General features: G+C 59.9%; 11 protein-coding genes. 6 read left to right on the top strand and 5 right to left on the bottom strand.

Annotated elements, in window-relative coordinates; all coding sequences use genetic code 11:
- Window positions 1-75: 75 nt before the first annotated feature.
- Window positions 76-540: a DUF2269 family protein gene (locus EV688_RS08780; protein WP_117315999.1), complete on the bottom strand. Its 465-nt coding sequence runs from the start codon at window positions 538-540 to the stop codon at window positions 76-78.
- A gap of 61 nt (window positions 541-601) precedes the next feature.
- The gene (locus EV688_RS08775; RefSeq protein WP_117316001.1) at window positions 602-2,782 is read right to left on the bottom strand and encodes a sulfatase-like hydrolase/transferase; all 2,181 of its coding nucleotides are present in this window, start codon (window positions 2,780-2,782) and stop codon (window positions 602-604) included.
- 297 nt (window positions 2,783-3,079) lie between these two features.
- Here EV688_RS08775 and EV688_RS08770 point away from each other — a divergent pair, with 297 nt between their 5' ends.
- From EV688_RS08770 to EV688_RS08760, 3 genes are read left to right on the top strand one after another with little or no spacing between them, the layout of a single operon-like run.
- A complete protein-coding gene (locus EV688_RS08770; protein ID WP_205686546.1) occupies window positions 3,080-4,114 on the top strand; it encodes a catalase family protein in 1,035 nt (344 codons plus the stop codon).
- Between the two features lie 21 nt (window positions 4,115-4,135).
- On the top strand, window positions 4,136-5,980 hold the full coding sequence (locus EV688_RS08765) for a c-type cytochrome (RefSeq protein WP_117316005.1): 1,845 nt from the start codon (window positions 4,136-4,138) through the stop codon (window positions 5,978-5,980).
- 31 nt (window positions 5,981-6,011) lie between these two features.
- Complete coding sequence (locus tag EV688_RS08760; RefSeq protein ID WP_117316007.1) at window positions 6,012-7,916, top strand: di-heme-cytochrome C peroxidase; 1,905 nt, start codon at window positions 6,012-6,014, stop codon at window positions 7,914-7,916.
- A 63-nt stretch (window positions 7,917-7,979) separates the two neighbouring features.
- Here the strand turns inward: EV688_RS08760 and EV688_RS08755 are convergent, their stop codons facing one another.
- From EV688_RS08755 to EV688_RS08745, 3 genes are all read right to left on the bottom strand, one after another.
- A complete protein-coding gene (locus EV688_RS08755) occupies window positions 7,980-8,810 on the bottom strand; it encodes a putative porin (RefSeq protein WP_117316009.1) in 831 nt (276 codons plus the stop codon).
- A 208-nt stretch (window positions 8,811-9,018) separates the two neighbouring features.
- Window positions 9,019-11,442 (bottom strand): zinc-dependent metalloprotease, encoded by a 2,424-nt coding sequence (locus EV688_RS08750; RefSeq protein WP_117316011.1) that lies wholly within the window; start codon window positions 11,440-11,442, stop codon window positions 9,019-9,021.
- 11 nt (window positions 11,443-11,453) lie between these two features.
- On the bottom strand, window positions 11,454-13,064 hold the full coding sequence (locus EV688_RS08745; protein ID WP_117316013.1) for an amidohydrolase: 1,611 nt from the start codon (window positions 13,062-13,064) through the stop codon (window positions 11,454-11,456).
- Window positions 13,065-13,660: 596 nt separating this feature from the next.
- Here EV688_RS08745 and EV688_RS08740 point away from each other — a divergent pair.
- The 3 genes from EV688_RS08740 to EV688_RS08730 all read left to right on the top strand — a co-directional run bounded on the left by EV688_RS08740 (window position 13,661) and on the right by EV688_RS08730 (window position 20,983).
- Window positions 13,661-16,513 carry a TonB-dependent receptor plug domain-containing protein gene (locus EV688_RS08740; RefSeq protein ID WP_117316015.1) on the top strand — a complete coding sequence of 951 codons (2,853 nt, stop codon included), beginning with the start codon at window positions 13,661-13,663 and terminating at the stop codon, window positions 16,511-16,513.
- A 322-nt stretch (window positions 16,514-16,835) separates the two neighbouring features.
- Window positions 16,836-19,838: a WD40/YVTN/BNR-like repeat-containing protein gene (locus EV688_RS08735; protein ID WP_240624275.1), complete on the top strand. Its 3,003-nt coding sequence runs from the start codon at window positions 16,836-16,838 to the stop codon at window positions 19,836-19,838.
- A complete protein-coding gene (locus EV688_RS08730; protein WP_117316019.1) occupies window positions 19,838-20,983 on the top strand; it encodes an asparaginase in 1,146 nt (381 codons plus the stop codon). The genes EV688_RS08735 and EV688_RS08730 overlap by 1 nt, the downstream gene beginning before the upstream one ends.
- The last annotated feature ends 38 nt before the right edge of the window (window positions 20,984-21,021 follow it).

The following is a 21,021-nucleotide window of genomic DNA, read 5'->3' as shown; positions in this document are numbered from 1 at the left end:
GCACATGTGCAAAAACTCTCTAAGGGTCGATGCCTGGTGTGCCGGGATGCCTGGCGGTCTGGCAAGGATTGATCGTCAGCTCTTTTCAATCATCAGGTAGAGCACATACAGAAAAGGCACCGTTGACGCGATGCCGACAAGATTCCAGTATCCGCAAAGTTGCCAGTAGGACTCTGGGATTGTGCCGGTAACCGCGAATTTGCGCGCCTGCCGGGACTGCAGGACCTGCAGCGGGACGAGCACCAGAAGCCAGATGAGCCCGACGGCGTAGAACCAGATCTGGCTCCAGAGCAGCCAGCCGGTGGCGACGGGATCGATACGGGCGACAGCGGTCATTCCGTAACCGCCGATCATGACAAGCGCCGCGCCGCCAGCGGTGAAGACCCAGTCGGTCCAGGTCACGATACGCTGCGCGAAAGCGAGCACGATCGGGTCGCGCGTGGTATCGGCGTGAAACTTCCAGATGAACGTGATCGTCACGTTGCCGACCAGCAGGACGACACCGAGGATATGAATAATCTTGAACAGGGAGTAGGTCATGACGTTTCGGTGTGCCACGGCGTCAAAAGAATCGTGTTAACTGTCATGCCATCGTTGCTGCCTAACCTCCACCGGCCCTGCAATCCAGGCCTAGATTTGACTGAATGATAACCTCATCCAGTGCATCCGTGCGACCGTCCAGGTTCAGGTCGTAGACGCTGGAGAGACCTGCCCCGCTGGCGTAGCGTTCCCACTGTCGCAGGTCCTCTTCGTCAACCACGCCGTCGATGTTGCCATCACCCGGGCATTCGACGACGCTGGCGCGGAGCAGCGCTAGCTGGTCTTGCAGTTCCACGTAGGCGGTTTGCTGCCCCGACGACAGCGCATTCAGCGGAAGCTCGTCGCCTTTCCTGTCGAGCCATGGCGTGTCCAGCGGCTGGTCTATCTCGAACAGCTCCAGCTGTGTGCTGTCGACGCAGGATCCGGAGCTGCAGTCCTTGAAGGTATTCTCCACCAGTTTGAAGGCATCGTTACGTACCGCAATGGAAACCAGGGGCAGTATCTCGAAGGCGTCGCCGCCATTACGCGTCACGAAGTCCAACACCTCGGAGCAGTACTTGAATCCCTGCCCAGGTGCCGGTACGCCGTTAACCGCCGCAGTGTTGTCTTTTCCCCACCAGACGCCGTTGTTATCTTCACAGATGCTGCGCACGTTGGGTATCTGGGTGCAGCTGTTGATCACGCAGGGACCGTTGACCTCACCATCGGCCTGCAGGCTCAGTCCGACTTCGGTGTAGTTCCAGTCGCGTAAGGCCGGCTGATCCGGGTTGGTCAGGTACGGCAGCATGGATACGGCGTCCAGCATCCGCGGTACCGCGGCCTGTACGTCGCCGACGCCGGCGATCTCGGCGAAGAGGGCGAACAGATCGACAGCGTTTACCATCGAACGCACCTGGCGGTCGGGGGTGTCCACCAGCGGACCGCTGACAATCAGCGGGACCCAGACGCCGGTCTGGTAGGCAGAGCCCTTGGAGCGGGTGAGGTCGAAGGGCAGTTTCACGGTATAGCCCAGCGAACCGTTGTCGCCGAGAACCACGACCATGGTGTCGGTCGACTCGGGGGCATACACCAGGCTGCCCTGTTGATCGTGGGTCGCAAGGCCGATTTCCACAAGCAGCCTGCCGATTTCAAGATCCAGGGATTCAACCATCAGGTTGGACAGTTCTCGCTGGGCCAGAAGGTTCGAACAATCGAGGTTCGTGGCGGCGATGCTGGCTGGGGATGCCGGATCAACCGGCGGTGGCACCAGTGGCGTGTGGATGGAAGCGAAGCTGACAGTGGCCATCCATGCCTGGTCCGCAGCGCGCGAGTTGATCCAATCGGCAGCGGCATCAACCGCGAAACTCGCACGGAACTGACGCGATCTCGGGTCGGTGGTCGGCAGCTTCTCCACCGAGCCGTCGGCCCGGTTATAGGTCACCGGTGATACCGAGTGGGCGTTCATGCGGGTGAAGTCAAGCCGCTCCGGCACTACGCTCTGGCAGCTGGTATTCGGGTTGAACAGACCACCCGCATCGCGACAGCTTCGACCGGGCGCGACGACATCGCCCCCGTGTTCGGAGCAGCTGCCGTCAGCCATATAGCAGGCGCCGGCATCGGCGCCGTTGGCCAGCTCGCTTCCCGGCACGAAGCCACAACTGTACGTGCCAGGCGGGGCGATGCCGCCTGCCGTGGTATCGATCGAGGTAGGATCGCCGGTCTCGTCCAGCCAGCCTGCGAAGTAGTCCCAGCCGAGGTCGTGGACCAGTGCGTCGCCGGCGGGGTAGTTGCCCTGCAAAGCGATATGAAATTTGCCGATGAGTGCGCTCTCGTAACCCTGGCCGGCCAGAAGCCTGGGGATAGTCATGGCGTAAGGCGAGGTCATGGAGTTGGCAAGGTCGTTCGGGCCCAGCGCCGCCTTGACGTTGGTGCGCAGGGGGAACCTTCCCTCAAACATGGCGGCGCGCGTCACCGAGCAGGCGGGCATGGCCCAGGTATCCGAAAAGCTGACGCCTGAGCTGGCGAGCTCGCCGATCGTCGGCGTTGCGGGCGCGGTGGCGCCGCCAAACCCGAAAATCTCCATCTGATCCATACCGACGTCGTCGAGAACCACAAACAGAATATTGGGCCTTGCCGTCGCGACGGGGTCGGGGTCGGCTGGCACCACGGGGAATGAGTTGTTGTCGGAGCAGCCAGCGACCACCAGAGCAGCGATGCCCAGAAGACATCCCATCGAAAAACGGATTAGCGTGTGGCCGTGCATGGCGTGCTCCAGGACGATGGGGTACGGGAGCCTAACAGTATGCCTGCTCCCCGGTTACTCATTTCTGCTGTCCCAGCAAAAACTGAACAAAGTCATGGACGCGTGCTGCATGATGGGATATACGCTTAGTCCCGTAGTCGGACATCAAAAGCAATAACGCCCGTTCGACGTTTGCGGTAACGGCATGACGACAAGAGGGGAGAGGGAAGAATGCCTTTTGGGAAGAGGAGGACAGGTGCCGGCGGATACCGTTTATGCGCGACCATCCTGGCACTACTGCCAGCGCTTTCAGTTAACGTGGGCGCCGCGGAGTCCACTGAACATCAGTATCCGAAAGCCGATGCTTACCTCGGTGAGGTAATCCAGACTGACGAGTGGCATTCCGCGCAGCGACTGATCAACACGCTGGAAGAGAAAATCAGAAGTACCTATGGTCCCGGTGGTGCACGCCGCGATGCACACCCGAAAGCGCACGGCTGTGTCGCTGCAGATTTTGCGATCAACGACGATCTCCCGCCAGGTCTTGCCCATGGCGTTTTTCAGCCCGGGGCAGCCTATCGCGCGAAAATCCGCTTCTCCAACGGCTCACCCAACGCCACAGGTGATGACATCACGGGTGACACCCGCGGCATGGCCATCAAGCTGTATGACGTCCCCGGCGAGAAGCTTTTTACGTCTGCAGACCGCGCCGATCAGCAGGACTTCATTCTGATCAGCAGTCCGGTATTTTTCATCAACGATGCCGATGACTATGCCAGCTTCTTCGAGCGCGTCGATAGCGACAGCGTACTGAAGATGCTGAAAATTCCCTTTCTGCTTGGCTGGCAGGGGTCGTGGAATGCGTACAGGATGCTGTCCCAGACCATCGCCAACCCGCTGGAGACCCGTTACTGGTCGGTGGTGCCTTACCAGCTTGGGCTCGGTCAGGAGCGCCAGGCCGTCAAGTATTCCGTTCGGGCCTGTAACGAGGGCAGCAGTACCATTCCGGATGACCCGGACAGCAATTATCTGCGCGCCGCCATGGTCAGAACACTGGACGCCGGTCCCGCCTGTATGGAGTTCATGATTCAGCCGCGCATCGCGGAGATGAGCGTTGAGGATTCGATCAGCCGCTGGTCGGAAGATGAGGCGCCGTTTCAGCCGGTGGCGAAGCTCACGATACACCAGCAGGTCTTCGATACGGCGGACCAGAACAGCGCTTGTGAAAACGAGTCCTACAATCCCTGGCAGGCCCTTCCCGCGCACAAGCCGCTGGGCGCGGTCAGCCGGATCCGTCGCGTGGTCTATGAGGCAATAAGCGATTTGCGTCACGGGATGAACGGTGTCGAATAAGTTTTTCTGTTGGAGTTTTGAATGAAGTTGATACGCATATTCGCACTGTCTGCTGTGGCAGTGGTGATAGTTGGTGGTGGCTGGCTGTACTGGTCTGTCGAGGAGGCAGGGCGAGACAAGACCGGGATTGAGCTGACTGCCCCTGCTTCGCGCGCGTCCATGGTCCCGGTGCAGGCGGACTGGGCCGCAGAGCAACAGGCTCGCAGCGACGCCAAGACCTCGTATATCCGTTCTCACCAGGAAGCCTATGACTGGTTTACGCTGTTTCCTTTCAGCAAGTCAGATGGCACACCGCTGCTGATTCTCAAGGTGCTTCCGAGACTTGCGCCGGACATCTGGAACGAGGGCGAGGACTTCCTGTCGGGGGTCGGTCTGTTCCACGACGCGCGCGTAGACAGCGCGATCCTCCCGACCGGTGTTGGCTTCACCGGACTTACCCGGGACGACGCGAATTCCGACATTGACTATACATCGTTCACCTGCGCTGCCTGCCACATCGGGCGAGTGCGTGCGGATGATGGCCAGGTTCACTACATCGATGGCGGCATCAATGCCGAATTCAATATCAACCTGTATTTCGTCAGGCTGAGCCAGACCCTGGCGCAGCTGTACGGTCCGGAGCAGGATCCCGCCAAACGGCTTGAGCGCGTGACAGACAGCATTGTGCAGGCGGTCGATACCGCCGCGGCCGCGTCGCCCACCTACTTTTACGCAAACCATCGCTACGGCGACCGCACTTTCGATGCCGCTTACGAGGCGCAGCAGATCGCGCTGTTCAAGCAGAACGCAGGCACCCACGTTGGCGCTTTCGTTGATTACACCGAGGGTTTTGTCGCGGCATTCAGCCATTATCTGGACAAGACCTACGAGGGCTACCAGCAGCAGATGCTCGCAGGTTTGCCGGGCATGGCTGACGCGACCGGCGTAAGCGCTTCCCATGGCTACGAGAGCATGGCCACCAGCAGGCTGGGCACACTGATAGGTGAAGGCGTACTGCCATCATCTCCCGGTTTGACCGACTTCATGGCCGTATGGGAGCAGAAGAGCCGCACTGCGGAATGGGATCCTACCGGACAACAGCTGATCAATGGCGGCGGCCAGTATAACGGCAACATTCCCGTGCCTATTTTCCGGAACCTGGCGGCATCCATGACCATGGGTCTTGCAGACACTGATGTCCGTGTGGCTGCCTTCAGTGCAGAGCTGCTCGACGGTCTGCCTGCCACCGTCTGGCCTTTCCCGGTGGATGTGGCGCTGGCAAGACGGGGAGCGGCATTGTTCGAGCGTAACTGCGAGGCCTGTCATCAGCCGAATAACGGCCGTGTCTATGACGAGCTGGGAACGAGCATGGCTCGGGCAGGTGTTATCAATACCCTGCTGATGGAAGGCGCGCGGGCGGAATATACCGGCACCTGTTCGCCACAGACCACGGTGGAGATGTATGGTCGTCAGGTGAAGCCCTGTGCGGAATTCAAGGGCGTACCATTGGACAACATGGAACACGTGGTCATGCGTCCTCTGGATGATCAGCGTGGCTATAACGCCCTGCCGCTGAAAGGTCTGTGGGCACTCGCACCCTACCTGCACAACGGCTCGGTACCCACCCTGTACCATCTGCTAATACCCTCCGAGCGGCCAGCAAGCTTCATCAAGAGTCGCCTCGATTATGATCAGGAGAAAGTCGGCTTTGCCTGGCAGGACGACGGAACGCCCGGCGGTTATCGGTTCGATACCGGCGCATTCCACGCGGTCAGCAACAAGGGACATGACCGCGATGTGACTCTGGATGGGGTCACGTACAAGCTTGCCTGGGAAGATGATCGCGACGGTGCCGCGGCATTGATCGAATACCTGAAGACACTTTGACATGGCTACGACAACAGTCTTGGAGACCTTGATGCCTTATTCACGATTTTTGCAACCGCTGGCGCTTTGCCTTGCTGTCCAGGGCCTGTCTTCAGCGGCGCTGGCGCAGCCGCAGTCCCACCCTCAATACAATGCCGTGTATGGCGATAACCTGATGATGCTCGATCAGGGCTGGGATGATGAAGAGCGCGATCGCTTTTATCATGAACCACAGGGTTCGCCGATCATGCCCTACGACTGGTTCCTGATACTCGAGCAGGCGGGAAGCACGGATCTGTTTCGCTCGAATGATCATCTGCAGAGCTTTGGCCTCATTACGGCTGCGGCGCCCAGTGCGCGCAACCCCGCAGCCCTGCCGATCGGTCTCACGAAAGACCTGGGTCTCTATCCGAACGAGTACAAGCTCGGCATGAACTGCGGTGCCTGTCATACCTCCGAAGTGAGTTATCAGGGCAAGCAGGTACTTATCGATGGTGGCGCCGCGCACTTTGATTTCTGGTCTTTCATGGCGGCGCTGGATGCTGCGCTACTTCAAACCTGGGAAGACGACGACAAGTTCAAACGCTTCGCGGATCAGCTGCTTGAGGGCGATAGCGATGAAGACACGGCAGACCAGCTGCGCGCCCGCTTGCGCGGTGTGCTGAGAGAAAGACAGGACTGGTCTTTCCGCAACGCCACGCATGTCGTGCCGGGCCCGGGACGGGTCGACGCCCTCAACGTGATCCTGAACCAGGTTACCGCCATGATGCTGAACCGGCCCGACAATGCCAGGCCTTCGGATGCGCCGGTGAGCTATCCTTTCGTCTGGGACGCACCCTATCTCGATTATGTTCAGTACAACGCGGTGGTGCCTAATGAGGGCCCCGGAGCGATAGGACGGAACGTTGGCCAGGTTCTCGGCGTCTTTGGCGAGGTATCCATGGTGCCCTCGACGTTGCCGCCGGGCTACGCCTCGTCGGTACGCACAGATCATCTGCTCATTCTGGAAAGCGCCCTGGAAACGCTGGTTTCGCCCACCTGGGAGGAAATGGCGCAGAAGGGCATACTTCCACCACTGGACAGGGCTAAGGTTGCCAGGGGCAAAGCCGTCTACGACAAGGCATGCAGTGACTGCCACCAGGTGATTGATCGTCGCGACCGCGGCGAGCTTGCCAGCATCAAGGTCAAGACACTGGCCCTGTCAGATATCGGCACAGACCCTGTGGCCTCACTGAATTTCACGGATCGTGAAGTGGAGACCGGCCCGCTTCTGGGGCGCAAGACCGACTTCCTTGAGGGTGAGCCGCTGTGCGAGCGTACCCACGCGGACCAGATCCTCGCGCACGTGACGGTGGGTACGATGATGCACGACCTGGGCGTCACCGGTGGGCCTATCCTTGGGACCCTTGGCAGCAGCCTCATGAGTGATGCTGCGGGTGCAATGAAAAGCCTGTTCGACCACGCGCTCCACGGCAGCCACAAGCAGGAGTCGGATCAGGCGGTTATCGCCCGCATGGCTGCGGCCGGAAAGAGTGAGGCGGAAATCGCCGCGACGCTTGCAGAGCGCAGTGGAGACAGAACAGCGCTGTACACCCTGCTGGTAGAAGACGGAATGGACCGTCACGGGGAAAACCGCCACTGCCTCGAGGTGCTGGAGCACGCGGTCTATCGTTCGCGTCCCCTGAACGGCGTCTGGGCAACCGGCCCCTTCCTGCACAACGGATCGGTGCCCAGTATTGCAGATCTGCTACTGCCCGCAGAGAAGCGTCCTGCGACGTTCCAGGTGGGGTCGCGGGAACTCGATCCGGTTCGCGTGGGCTTCGAGAACGCGGAACGGCCGGGAACCATGATGTACGACACCCGAATAAAGGGGAACAGCAACGCCGGCCATGTTTACGGCACCAGTCTTCCGGAGAAGGACAAAGCTGCATTGCTGGAGTTCATCAAGACGCTTTGATTTGTGGGCTGATTGCCCTGAGTTGCCGCCCGCCTGTCGGTCGGGCGGCGGACGACGGGACATTCACAACAGCAGCCGCGCAAACACCTTTACGGTATTTGTGTGCTGCTGCCGATCTGGCTCGTTGCGACTGAGCGTCGCGCCAACCGCGATGAATCGTGTCAGGTAGTGCGTCAGCCCGAGTGTATAGTCTGTGCCCCTGGTTTCACCACCGGTGATATCCACTCCAGCCACAAGGCTGCTTGCCAGGGTGAAGTGATACTCACCCTGAATGCCGAGGCTGTTACTGGTGCCGGCGTCGGCATCGATGTGTTGATAGTCAAGGTCGAGTGTCAGGGACGTATTGGCCGTGGGATGCCGCGTTACGTTCTTGTAGGCGAGTCCCCAGATGTGGCTGGAACTGTCGGACAGGCCGTCAATGCTGTCGTCCGTGCGTCCGATGTTCGCCACGATCGTAGATGTGTCATCAAGGTAGCGCCCGAAGGTCAGTGACCGGGTCTCCTGCTCTGACAGGCCGGCAAGCCTGAGTCGGCTGTACGTTGCACCCACCAGCCAATGCGACGTCATGATGTACTGAAGGTCAACGAGCGCCGCATCACCGTCGGTCTGGCCATTGACGCCGAAGTCTGCATCAACGTCGGCCCAGGCCATTGTCAGGCTTGAGGCGCGTTCAAGAAACGCAGCCTGGTTATGAGGTAGCGAACCGTGATTGACCTCCTGCAGAAACGCCGTACCCACCACCGTCGCAGTATCCGTGTTTTGCACACCACTCTGACGGGCACGGGAATAATCGGTCTCGATGACGCCCGAGTGGCTGATGGAGCTCTGTGCTTCAGCTTGGAGGGCAAGCAGACTGCCGAGTAATGACAGCAGCAAACGGGGGTTTCCGGTCATTACTTTCTCCTGGTGCAGCTTGTCGGGTTATGAGTATTGCTGCAGGCGGCGATAGTACGCCGTTTCTGGCAGGGGCGATATATGCCGGTGTGAAAGGCGGGTGAGGGTTGGCGCGATGCAACCAGACAGCGCGGTCTTTATTGGGTAGAGCAACATCCCCCGATCTCGCAGGAGACCGGGGTCAGTGTCGAGGCTCGCTAGTGGCCTGCTAGATCGGGTCGCCCGGCAGTAACTGCAACGCCTCGGGAACCGCATACCCGGGATGCTGCTGCCATCGGCGTATGTCAGCGGCGACCGACGACAGATGAGCGTTAGTGTCCTGCTCGTCCTCGAGTCGCGAGGCCAGGGTATCCAGGCGATCGGCCAGCACGGCTTTTACCGCACCGGAGCTGTCCTTTCCCCGCGCCTGGCGCATCATCTCATTCACGGTGACCCGCTGGACGACGTTGAGAACCTCGCGTGGATACGGGTCGTCCGGCTTTTTGGCACCCCAGGTGAAGTCGATCAGGCGGTCGATCACCTCCTCGAGATCCGGGTAATCGCCCATGCTGCCGTAGGCGACCAGGCGAGCCATCCGGGCCGGGTGCAGAATCTGTTTGACCGACAGGCTGGCTGAAGCTTCGGCAGCGCCCAGCGGATCAAACAGCAGTTCAGTGCGCCCGGGGAAGTGTTCACCCTGGCCGTAGCGATAGGCCGGCGGCGGGATCAGCGCGACGATATTCTGTGGCAGGGTTAGGAATTCCGGGCTCAGCGTCGAGAGAAGGGTTTCCAGCGCATCGCGCTGTTCATCTCCATCAATGATGGCAAAGGGGGTTTGTCCGTCACCCCTGACCGCGTAGCGGTAATCGGCCCCACCCAGACTCTGCGCTGCCGCATTCAGCTGAAAGCGGTGATGCATGTAGAGTGGCAGCAGTACCTCTTCCAGGGACGACAGCGGCTCGCCATTGCGTATGACGGACTCACCGAAGTTCTCCAGTCCGATACGACGCACCTCGATCTCATGCTTCAGATGGTCCACCAGGTTTTCCCCGTTGTCCCACACGCTGGCGTACTGATGACCGGCCCCGACAAAATTGTTGTTGGTGTGCGCCATGAAGAGCAGCCCGCGATCCAGGCTTTCCTGCGCGATCATTGCCAACTCTTCCGCTTCCTGACTGGCTGAGGCGAACTGTGCATAGGAGTAGCGCACCGCCAGTTTGTCGTACTCGCCAATGCGCTGAACATAGGCATTGGAGAGATCCAGCTTGCCGTCCTCGGTGATTTCCACCAGCGGGGCAGGGTAGTCCATCACGCTCTCGCGCCCATAGGTACTGGCAATATAGTTGTGAGGAAAGCCGATGGCGTGTCCCACTTCATGCGCCGACAGTTGTCTGACACGGTCCAGGGCCATGTTGACGGAGGCGGCGTTGTCGTCAGCGATATCTTCGAGGTAACGGAAGCCGGGAATCAGGCCCTGACCGTGCAGGTAATCCTGGCGCAGGCGCAGGCTCCCGAGGTTCACGTTACCCTTGAGAATCTCGCCGGTTCGGGGATCGGTCACCGCGTAGCCGTAGGAGTAGCCCCGGGTGCGGCGATGTGTCCAGTGAATCATGTTGTAGCGAATGTCCTGCGGATTCGCATCTTCGGGCAGTTCCTTTACCTGAAAAGCATTGATAAAGCCCGCTGCCTCAAAGGCCTGGTTCCACCAGCTGGCGCCTTCGATGAGCGCGCTTTTTACCGGCTCCGGGGTGCCCGAATCAACGTAGTAAACGATGGGTTCGACGGCCTCCGAGCGTTCCGATTCAGGGTTCTTTTTTTCCAGGCGATGCCGCGCCACGAGGCGAACCTGTAAATCCTCGCCGATGGGTGTGCTGTAATCCTGGATGGTCGGACCATTAGTGCCGATGCGCGGATCTGCGAGACGAGGCGTGAGTTTCTCATCGGGAAGTTTTACCAGGGAATGGTGCTGGCGCAGAGTGATCGAATTGCCCGAGGCAGCCACGCCCCTGACCAGATTGCCCGGGTTGCTGCTGTTGAACGTCAGCATGACCTCGACTTCGATATTCTCCGGAAAGGTCTCGGTACTTTCCATGAAGAAGACGCTGCGACTTTTGTCGAGCGTAAAGGTGCCCTGGTCCCGGCTGGCGATTCTGCCGATGACATCCCTGGCATCCCGCATGAAAAAGTCTGTTGCATCCACCAGCACGCTGCCTTCTTTTTCAGCCAGGACGTCAAACCCCCAGATTACCGAGGGAGCAAAAGCATCCACGACCGACTGTTTCTCCAGCGGATTATCGCTACTCGCCACGAAACGGTAATTGGGTTGCATCAATAGCACTTTCCCGCCCACCCGCTTTGTCGTGAGAATCGACGTGGAGGCAAGTTGCCCCCGGTCAATACCAACGGGGTTGGATCCCAGACCTGAGCCCATGGAAACTAGGTAGAGAAATTCGGTGTTGAGCTTGTCGATCTCCCAGTACATCTTCCCTGAAGATTCTTCCCAGTACAGGTTGAAATAGCCCTCCATGGGTGTCGTGTCGGCCACCAGTTCGTCATAACCGGCGGCTTGTGCGGACACGGGCGACGGTAGTAGTGAAGCGCTGCTCAGGAAGACCAGCAAGGCCAGTATCGATCTCGATGTCGTTATTCTCATGTCGGGCTCCTTTACTCTGACTCTGGGGACTTCAGTACCGGGTAATCGACGCCCAGTTGTTCCAGGTAGGTTTCATACTTTGATGGGTCATAGTAGTACTCGGACAGTTGGCCCTTGTAGTTTGCCATAATAGCCGTGTTTTTCTCGATTGCAGGTGCATCATCCTGCGCGATGAAAGGTGTGTAGGTTTCGTTTGCCGTCTGCTCCTCTCGGTAATAGGTCCAGGCGCTCTCCACAAGAGCTGGCTGCTGCAGCAGGTCGAGCATTGTCGTTGCAATCACCTTGGCGCCGGCTGTGGCACCTTTGTGCGCTATGGGCGTCGCCATGGCAATGGCGCTAGACCAGTGGTGGCCAGTGCGGCCATCGATGTTTGAGGGGAAGCGCAACGTGACCGTCGGTACACTCCAGGATACATCCCCGATATCATCAGAGCCGCCTGATCTCGGCTCATCGCGAGGCGCCGCGAGTTCTTCAACATCCGTTTTGAGACCGGTGATGTCCGTGGCGCTCATGAATTCCTGGAACGCCTCGGCAAAGGCCTGATCATCCTCCGACCAGTCAGGCATGCCCACCGACAGGATATTCTGCTGCATGGCTTCGGCTATCGGCTTGTTGAAGTGCCTCGGATAGGCAGCGCCGATAATGCGACGCGATACGCTGGTATCGGTCATCATGGCGGCACCTTCTGCCGTTCGCTGCAGTGCGTCAAAGTTCTCGCGGATGCGATCCGCGGTAATCTCGCGTATGAAGTACCAGACTGAGGCGCTGGACGGCACCACGTTCGGTTGGTCGCCCCCATCGACGACCACATAGTGAGAACGCTGCAGGGGACGCAGGTGCTCGCGACGGTAATTCCAGCCGACGTTCATCAGCTCTACGGCGTCCAGTGCACTGCGTCCTTTCCAGGGGTCACCGGCGCCGTGTGCAGCCTGTCCCTCAAATGTGTATTCCACGGAGACCAGGCCGGTGCCAGATGCCTGGCCCCAGCTCACGGCCATACTGTCGCTGACATGGGTAAAAAGGACGGCATCAACGTCATCATAGCGACCATCACGTGCAAACCACGCCTTGGTTGCCAGCAGTTCCTCCGCGATGCCGGGCCAGATTACGATAGTGCCCCCAAGCCCGTCGCGCTCCATGATCTCCTTCACCGCCAGTGCTGCGGTGATGTTCACGGCCTGGCCGGAGTTATGTCCCTCGCCATGTCCTGGTGCTCCCTCGACCAACGCCTTTCGGTAGGGCACGCCAGGCATCTGCGAGGACTTGGGAATGCCGTCGACATCTGAACCCAGGGCAATCACTGGCTTGCCACTGCCCCAGGTGGCCCACCAGGCGCTGGGGATGCCGGAAATACCCTTCTCAACGGTAAAACCGTTCTCCTCGAGCATGTCGGTGAGATAACGCTGGGTCTCGAATTCCTGAAAACCCAGCTCGGAAAAAGAAAACAGGCTGTCGACAATCTCCTGCGTGAGTTTCCGGCGACCATCAATTGCGTCGACGACCTCTGCCTTGGTACCCGTCAGTGACGGTGACGATGACTTCGCGCTGCTGTCGTCGTTCTGTGCGTGACTCCAGTGGCTGAAGGCAACGATCGACACGCCGATTGCGAGTAATGATTTCATGGTATTCCCCTGATTGCGTTCCACAAAGTCTGTTGATAGCAAGGTTGCAATTGATGCTGCGATCAATGCGCCAGGTACGACTGCAATCAATGTGCCAGCCAGTGCTGCAGTGCCGCGATCCCGGTTGCGAGTTCCCTGGGGCTCCTTTGCGGCGACACCGAAGCAGATTCCTCGCTGTATCGATGATTCCACACCGATAGAGCCTGCATGCTAGTGCGATGGAAATCTCGAAATCCAGCGCGGCATGACCAAAAAGAAAACACGCGGTGATGTTTTTTTCACGCACAGCTGCAATGGCTGCGCGTCAGCCAAATCGGTGCGGAGCTGTCCGGAATTGCGCCGATCTGGTGCGATGTCCTATCCGGTCTGCTCGACAGAGTGCCACTTGTCCTGATTGACAGCGGATGGCACAAGTTTTGCGGACGCTCTTTTTGGCGCGCTGACGCAGTCAGTGTTCATGGGGGGGCATGACCGCGGTTACGCCTTGAATATGAAGCAGGTGAAGGGGGCGCTGGGCTTCGTCGTTATCGGAAGCGAGCTTTTTCCGTAGCGAACAGAGCACTCGTTCGAATCACCGGCGAGAGGAGTTGCAGAAAATGATATTTAAAGCATCCAGGACTACCGGGTTTCATTTTTCGGCTTTAGCCGGCGCTGTGGCGGCGGGGAATCTTGCACTACCCGGAGTCGCCACCGCCCAGTCCACAGGGGAAAACCAGATAATCGAGCAGGTTGTCGTCACCGGTTCGCGGCTCTCGCGGTCCGGCTTCGATGCGCCGACACCGATTACCGTTCTCGGGGAGGATGAAATCAACGCCGAGGCACCGGCAAGTATCGATGCATTTGTATCGAGCATGCCGTCGGTCCAGGGCAGCACCACGACTTCAAATACGTCTGGCAGTCTCAGCAATGGCGGTGCCGGTGTCTCTGCACTCAACCTGCGCGCGCTCGGAACTCAGCGCACCCTGGTGCTGCTCGACGGGAAGCGCAATGTCGCATCCAGGACCACGGGCGTTGTCGACATCAACACCATGCCACAGGGTCTCATCAAGGGGATAGAGATTGTCACCGGAGGCGCGTCCGCCGCCTATGGCTCGGACGCCGTGGGGGGCGTCATCAACTTCACTCTCGACAAGGAGTTCACAGGCGTAAAAGCCAATGTGGACTATGGGGAGACCAGTCGCAGCGATAATGAGAATGGTCGCTTCTCGTTTTCGGCGGGCAGCGGTTTCGCGGACGGTCGTGGTCACGCTCTCTTCAACGCAGAGATCTTTCGCTCCGAAGGCATATTTTACGAATCGCGTGACTGGAATCTTCAAGGACTGCAGGGCATCGACAACCCGCGTGCCGATGAGCCCGGGCAGCCGGATTTCCTGGTCGGGGAAAACATCGGCATCTCTGCCTATACCCCCGGCGGTCTCGTTCAGCGAGTGAATGGGCCGGGTGCTGACGGCAGTGGCCTGCCCGGTACCTACTTCGGGATCGGGGGTCAGCCCAACCAGCTGGTTTTCGGGGATGTCGGCGGGCAGTGGATGCAGGGCGGTGACTGGGAGTACACGCTTTCTTCCATGCGTGGGACCCAGTCACTGGCGGCCGAGGATAACCGGGATTCGTTCTTCGGCCGAGTCGACTTTGAACTCATGCCCAATTTGAACGTTTTTGCCCAGGCGTCCTATGCCCAATATGACGGGAAAAGCTTTTATATACGCCCGACGCAGAGTTTTACGGTGCAACAGGACAACGCCTTTCTGCCGGAATCCGTGCGACAGCAGATGATTGACGAGAGTGTTACCTCCCTCGTCGTGCGCCAGGCGCACGCGGACGTGCCGGCCTCTGGTTCCACCAACGAGAGGGAGACGACGCGCTGGGTCTTCGGTGCGGAAGGTTTTTTCGCAATGTTCGATCAGGATGTAGAGTGGGACGCCTATTGGCAGACGGGCATCACCGATACCAACGAGCTGCAGCTGCCAACCTACAACACGGCAAACTTTCGCGGCGCGCTGGATTCGATCGTCGACCCGGTCAGCGGTGAAATCCGTTGCCGGGATCTCGAACGTGATCCCTCCTGTATACCGTTCAATCCGCTTGGGATCGGTGTCGCCTCGCAGGAAGGCCTCGACTATGTGCTCGGGCGTCCTCAGCGTCGCCAGGAGCTGCAGCAGGATGTGCTCGCTCTAAACTTCCGTACCAGCAATATCCCGGGCTGGGCCGGACCGATCGCCCTCGCGATCGGCGGTGAATATCGCAAGGAACAGGTTGATGGCAGCGTTGAGGAGCGCCTGCAGAGCGGCTGGAAATACGGCAACTATCTTGTGACGGAGGGCGATTACGACGTGATAGAGGGCTATGTCGAGGTCGGCATTCCGGTCTTCGAGGGAATGGATATCAATGCCGCCGGCCGGGTTACGGACTACAGCACCTCTGGCAGCGTGAATACCTGGAAGGTGGGCCTCACTTATTCGCCAATCCCCGATGTAACATTCCGCGCCACGCAGTCCCGCGATATTCGCGCGCCGAATCTGGCGGAGCTATTCGATCCCGGCACCGCACGCACGAACAACGTGGTGAACCCGAACGCTCCCGGCGGTTCCGACGAGTTCCTACAGCAGCTCAGCGGGAGTACCGATGTGGGTCCGGAAGAGGCGGACAGTTTCGGCATCGGTGTTGTTCTGCAGCCCCGCTTCCTGCCCGGCTTTTCCGCTGCGATCGACTACTACGATATCGAGATCAATGGCGTGATCGGATTCCTCACGGCAGACGAGGTGGCGGAGCTTTGCTTCTTCGAGGGTGTGGAGAGCTTCTGTAATCGTATCGATTTCTCAGGCGAAGGCCGGTCTGACATCTCCCGGATAAACCTCTTCCGTGAGAACCTGTCATCGCTGGAGTCCCGAGGTCTCGATCTGGAGGCGAGCTATCGGTTTGACCTGGCGGATCTGGCTTCGGGCCTTCCGGGATCCATCCGGCTTCGGGCTCTGGCAACCCACTACATGCGCAATATCCAAGACGATGGCCAGAATGCCATTGATGATGCCGGGCGCAACACCGGGGATACGCCGGACTGGGTCTATCGCCTGACGGCCATGTACATGGCAGGGGACTGGACGATGAATGCGACGGTCCGCGGTGTCAGCTCCGGGGTTGTGGACAACGCCTACATCGAATGCCAGCCCGGCTCCTGTCCCGATGTCGAAGCACCTTTCTTCACCATCAACGACAACAAGGTGGATGGTGCAACCTACCTTGATCTATATGTGGCGAAGAACTTCACGTTCGGTAGCAGCCAGGCCGAGTTCTTTGGCCAGGTGCGAAACGCGTTCGACACTGATCCGGAACTTGTGCCATTCCCCCAGTTCCGTGGTGCGGAGAACCGCCCCGGCTATCTCCCGACCAATCGTAACCTCTACGACGTGCTGGGGCGGACCTTCCGCATGGGCGTGCGCATGACGTTCTGACGGGCCTGCCCCGATTGCGCGTGATCGCGCAGTCGGGGCCATCCTATTCAATATCGCGTGCAAAGACCCCACAGCATAAGAGGAATCCATTCTGCCGCCCTTGCTCGTGCCGCGGGCACGTCCCCCAGCGATGCGAATACCGTTGTTTTCACTCACACGACCGTGGTTACCAATGACGCGCAGCATCGTCGTGTTTCTTGCGCAATATTTTGTGGACTGCAGGTAAAGCTGGCGGGCGTGGTTGGCCTGAAGAATAATTGTCTTGGGCGTGACTTCGATGGTACGGTCTGTGCTGAACCCAACACAAGAGAAAACAGCCGTGGTGAATCCCCTCAAAATTGTCATCGGTGCCTCTCTGGCTTTACACAGCCTGTGGCTTGCGGCGGAACCCCTCGACGCACTGGAGTTCCGCAACCTCGGTCCCACCCGCGGTGGCCGTGTCACGGCTGTCGGTGGAACGGTGGCGGAGCAGGGCACCTTCTATCTCGGCGCCTCCGGTGGTGGCGTCTGGAAAAGTACAGACTATGGCACGACCTGGAACAACGTATCTGACGGTTTCTTCGCGTCTCCGTCAATCGGTGCGATCGCAGTTTCACAAAACGATTCGAACATCCTCTTTGTGGGCACCGGCTCTGAGGGTCTGCGCAGTAATGTGATCCCCGGCAAGGGCGTCTACAAGTCTGTGGATGGCGGCCGCAACTGGATGCATGTGGGGCTGGAGAAAACGGCCCATATCGGTGCGGTAGAGATTGATCCACGCAACAACAATACAGTCTGGGTGGCGGCGGTTGGCAACGCCTTCGCGCCCAATGAAGAGCGTGGTGTCTACAAGACAACCGACGGTGGCCGTAACTGGGAGCGTGTTCTGCATGTGTCCGACCGGGTAGGGTTTGCCGACGTGGAACTGTTGCCCGGCAGCCCTGATGTGGTATTCGCGACCGCCTGGAGGGCCGAGCGCAAGCCATGGACCATTATCAGCGGCGGTGAACAGGAAGAGGGAGGTCTGTACAAGTCGGACGATGGCGGTGCCAGCTGGCGACGCGTCGACAAGGGACTGCCACAGGGTCTTATCGGCAGAATGGATCTGGCCGTGTCACCCGATGATTCGCGCATTGTCTATGTGCTGGTGGAGGCCCCTGACGACGAGGGAGGACTCTACCGTTCCGAAGACCAGGGAGAGAGTTTTACGCAGGTCTCCAGCAAATCAACGCTGCGCGCCCGACCGTTCTATTTCGGCAGAGTGGAAGCCAATCCCCACAATGCCGACGAGGTGCATGTGATGTCGGTGCGCCATTCGCGCTCACGCGATGGCGGCAATACCTGGGAGCTGTTGCCGACGCCGCATGGCGACAACCATGACCTGTGGTTCAACCCTGAAGAACCGGGCTTGTTCATCCAGGCCAATGACGGCGGCGCCAACGTGACACACAACGATGGCGCGAGCTGGTCTACGCAGTTCAACCAGCCCACGGTAGAGGTCTATCAGGTAGAGGTGGATGACCAGTATCCCTACTGGCTCTACGCCGGGCAGCAGGACAATGGCTCGACGATTGCGGTACCGAGCAGCTCGCCGTACTCCGTGCAGAATTCGGTCGCCTGGCTGATCGAGACCGGCGGCTGCGAAACCGGGCCGGCCGTACCCAAGCCCGGCAATCACAATATTGTCTATGCCAACTGCAAGGGTCGTTTCGGCGTCTTCGACAAGCGCACGGGCACCGAGCGCAGCTACTATGTGGGCGCGGCCAATATGTACGGCCATAACCCGAAAGATCTTCGCTATCGCTTCCAGCGCGTTTCACCCATCCATGTGTCTCCCCACGACCCGGATACGGTGTATCACGCCTCGCAGTTCGTGCATCGTACCCGCGATGATGGCGTGACCTGGGAGACCATCTCACCAGACCTCACGGCCTTCGAGGCGGACAAGCAGGTGATCTCCGGTAGTCCGATCACACGCGATATCACGGGCGAGGAGTTCTACAGCACCATCTATTCACTGCGGGAATCAGCGCTGGAGCCCGGTCTTATCTGGGTGGGCGCAAACGATGGCCCGGTACATGTAACGCGGGACAACGGCGACAGCTGGCAAGACGTTACGCCGCGGAACCTGCCGTCTGGCGGGCGGATTGACTCGGTCGAGCCATCACCGCACGATCCGGCAGTGGCCTACATCACGTCCCTGCGCTACCAGCTTGGCGATCCCAAGCCATATATCTATCGTACGGATGACTTCGGCAAGAGCTGGACGCTGTTGAGTGACGGCAATGGTATTCCCGCCGACCATCCTGTGCGCGTGGTGCGCGCCGATCCCCTGCGCCCGGGTCTGCTGTATGCGGGCACCGAACTCGGGCTGTTCGTCTCGTTTGACGATGGTGGCAGCTGGCAGTCCTTCCAGCAGAACCTTCCGATAACGCCGATCACCGACATCAAGCTGCACCGCGGTGACCTGGTGCTGTCGACAATGGGTCGCGGCTTCTGGGTGCTCGACCAGGTCAGCGTTCTCAGCCAGCAGCCGCTGCCGCAGGCCGATGATACGCCCGTGCTGTTCGCGTCACAGGAAACCGTGCGCTACCGGCAGAACATGCGTGGCTATGATCCCGAGGCGATACCGCAGTTTCCGGAGCCCTCGGCGATAATCGACTATCAGCTGCCGGAAGGGTATTCCGGCGCCGTGCAGCTTGAGATTGTTGCAGCCGACGGCACGGTGGTTAATGCCTTCCGCAGTGAAGATGCATCGGAAGAAGCTGTGGTCGAGGACAGCATGGCGCTGAACGAAACCCGCGTCCTGGATACCGCGGACCTGACGGTGAACCCGGGCCTCAACCGCTTCCATTGGGATATGCGCCACCGTGGCGCCTGGCACGCTGACAAGGACAAGCGCTTCCGCGGCGGTCCGATGGCGCGCCCTGGCAACTACACATTGCGCCTGCATGCCGGTGATGAAGTCCTGGAGCAGCCACTCACGCTGGTTGTCGATCCGCGGGTTCTGGAGCAGGGCGTGACGCCGGAGCACATCGATGCACAGGTAGCCTTGCAGCTTCGCATTGTCGAACTGCAATCTGAGGCGCGCCGACTGACCGATGAGCTCGAAACGGAGCGCGAGGACCTCGACGCTGACACGGCGCGGGCAGAACAGATTGACGCGGCGCTGGCGGAGCTGACCATGGCCGAGGGTACCTATATGCAGCCTATGCTGGTCGATCAGATCGGCTACCTCGGCTACATGCTGCGCGGTGCGGACCAGGAACCCGGCGCCGACGCGCTGGAGCGATTCGAGGAACTGGCTGAGCAGCTCGAGCAGGTTCGTACAAAGGTACAGTCCTGATGTTTGCAGGTGTCCCGGGCACTGGTCACAGGACCGGTGCCCGATCCGCGACTTTTCCCCGGCTGGTTATCGTGCTCTTCACGCTGTGCCTGCCCATGGTGTCAGCAGCCAGCGACGATGCCGACCTGCCCACGGTATTGATTGTGGCCACGGGCGGCACCATCGCTGGCGTGCAGGACGATCCCGACGATCCTGCCCGATACCGGGCGGGCAGTCTGGACGCGGCACAGATCATCGCCTCTGTCCCGGAGCTGGAAACGCATGCGCGCATCGACACGCTGCAGTTCAGCAATGTGCCCAGCACCAAGATTACCCCCGAGCAGTGGGTGCAGCTGTCGCGACAGATCACCCAGCGCCTGCAGGAAACGGATGACCTCGCCGGCATCGTGGTGACCCACGGAACCGATCGTCTGGAAGAAACCGCGTTTTTTCTGCACCTCACTGTACAGTCGGAAAAGCCGGTCATTGTCGTCGGTGCCCAGCGTCCCGCGACCAGTGCCAGCGCAGATGGGCCAGCCAATTTGCTGGCCGCTGTCAAGACGGCGGCGTCGCCAGACTCCCGTGACAAGGGGGTGCTCGTGGTGATGGATGAGCGCATCCTTTCGGCGCGTACCGTGCGCAAGGATTACCCGCGCATGGGTGGTTTCATGACCGGCCAGATCGGTCTGGTGGGTTCAGAAGGCCCGCAGTACCTGTTCTCGCCGACCCGTCCGCATACGCATCGCTCGGAGTTCGAGCTTGCCGATGACACCGTGCTTCCCGCGGTGGATCTGGTCTTTTCCTACTCCGGTGGTGAGGGTCCGCAGTATGCCGAGCCCCCGTCCGGGGTTGTGATCACGGCAACCAACATGCGTTGCCAGGAAATGCTTTCCGTTGTGGCGCTGGCGCGGGAGGGCAGCACGGTCGTGACGGCTTTCCCCACAGGCGAGAGCCTCGGCAGGGTGCGTCCGGTTGAGGAGTCTGCGCCGGCGCGCGCGCGGGAAGGCTGCCCGGAACTGGAGGGAGACCCGCGCTGGGAAGGTGCCTGGATTCCGCCGTTACCGGCACCGCGAATGACGCCACAGAAGGCGCGTATTCTGCTGATGCTGGCGCTGGAGAAAACCCGTGATCGCAGCGAGCTGGAGCGCATTTTCACGGCTTACTGACTGCACGGATCGCGGTGCCCTGGGGGCGGTGTTCCGCG

Source organism: Chromatocurvus halotolerans, from assembly GCF_004340525.1.
In the GTDB taxonomy this organism is placed as follows: domain Bacteria; phylum Pseudomonadota; class Gammaproteobacteria; order Pseudomonadales; family Halieaceae; genus Chromatocurvus; species Chromatocurvus halotolerans.
Note: the sequence above shows the minus strand (reverse complement) of the source record. Positions and strands in the feature narration are given on the sequence as shown.

Coding starts and splice junctions, on each gene's coding strand:
- EV688_RS08780 (WP_117315999.1), bottom strand. CDS start 540: ATGACCTACTCCCTGTTCAAGATTATTCATATCCTCGGTGTCGTCCTG.
- EV688_RS08775 (WP_117316001.1), bottom strand. CDS start 2,782: ATGCACGGCCACACGCTAATCCGTTTTTCGATGGGATGTCTTCTGGGC.
- EV688_RS08765 (WP_117316005.1), top strand. CDS start 4,136: ATGAAGTTGATACGCATATTCGCACTGTCTGCTGTGGCAGTGGTGATA.
- EV688_RS08760 (WP_117316007.1), top strand. CDS start 6,012: ATGCCTTATTCACGATTTTTGCAACCGCTGGCGCTTTGCCTTGCTGTC.
- EV688_RS08755 (WP_117316009.1), bottom strand. CDS start 8,810: ATGACCGGAAACCCCCGTTTGCTGCTGTCATTACTCGGCAGTCTGCTT.
- EV688_RS08750 (WP_117316011.1), bottom strand. CDS start 11,442: ATGAGAATAACGACATCGAGATCGATACTGGCCTTGCTGGTCTTCCTG.
- EV688_RS08745 (WP_117316013.1), bottom strand. CDS start 13,064: ATGAAATCATTACTCGCAATCGGCGTGTCGATCGTTGCCTTCAGCCAC.
- EV688_RS08740 (WP_117316015.1), top strand. CDS start 13,661: ATGATATTTAAAGCATCCAGGACTACCGGGTTTCATTTTTCGGCTTTA.
- EV688_RS08730 (WP_117316019.1), top strand. CDS start 19,838: ATGTTTGCAGGTGTCCCGGGCACTGGTCACAGGACCGGTGCCCGATCC.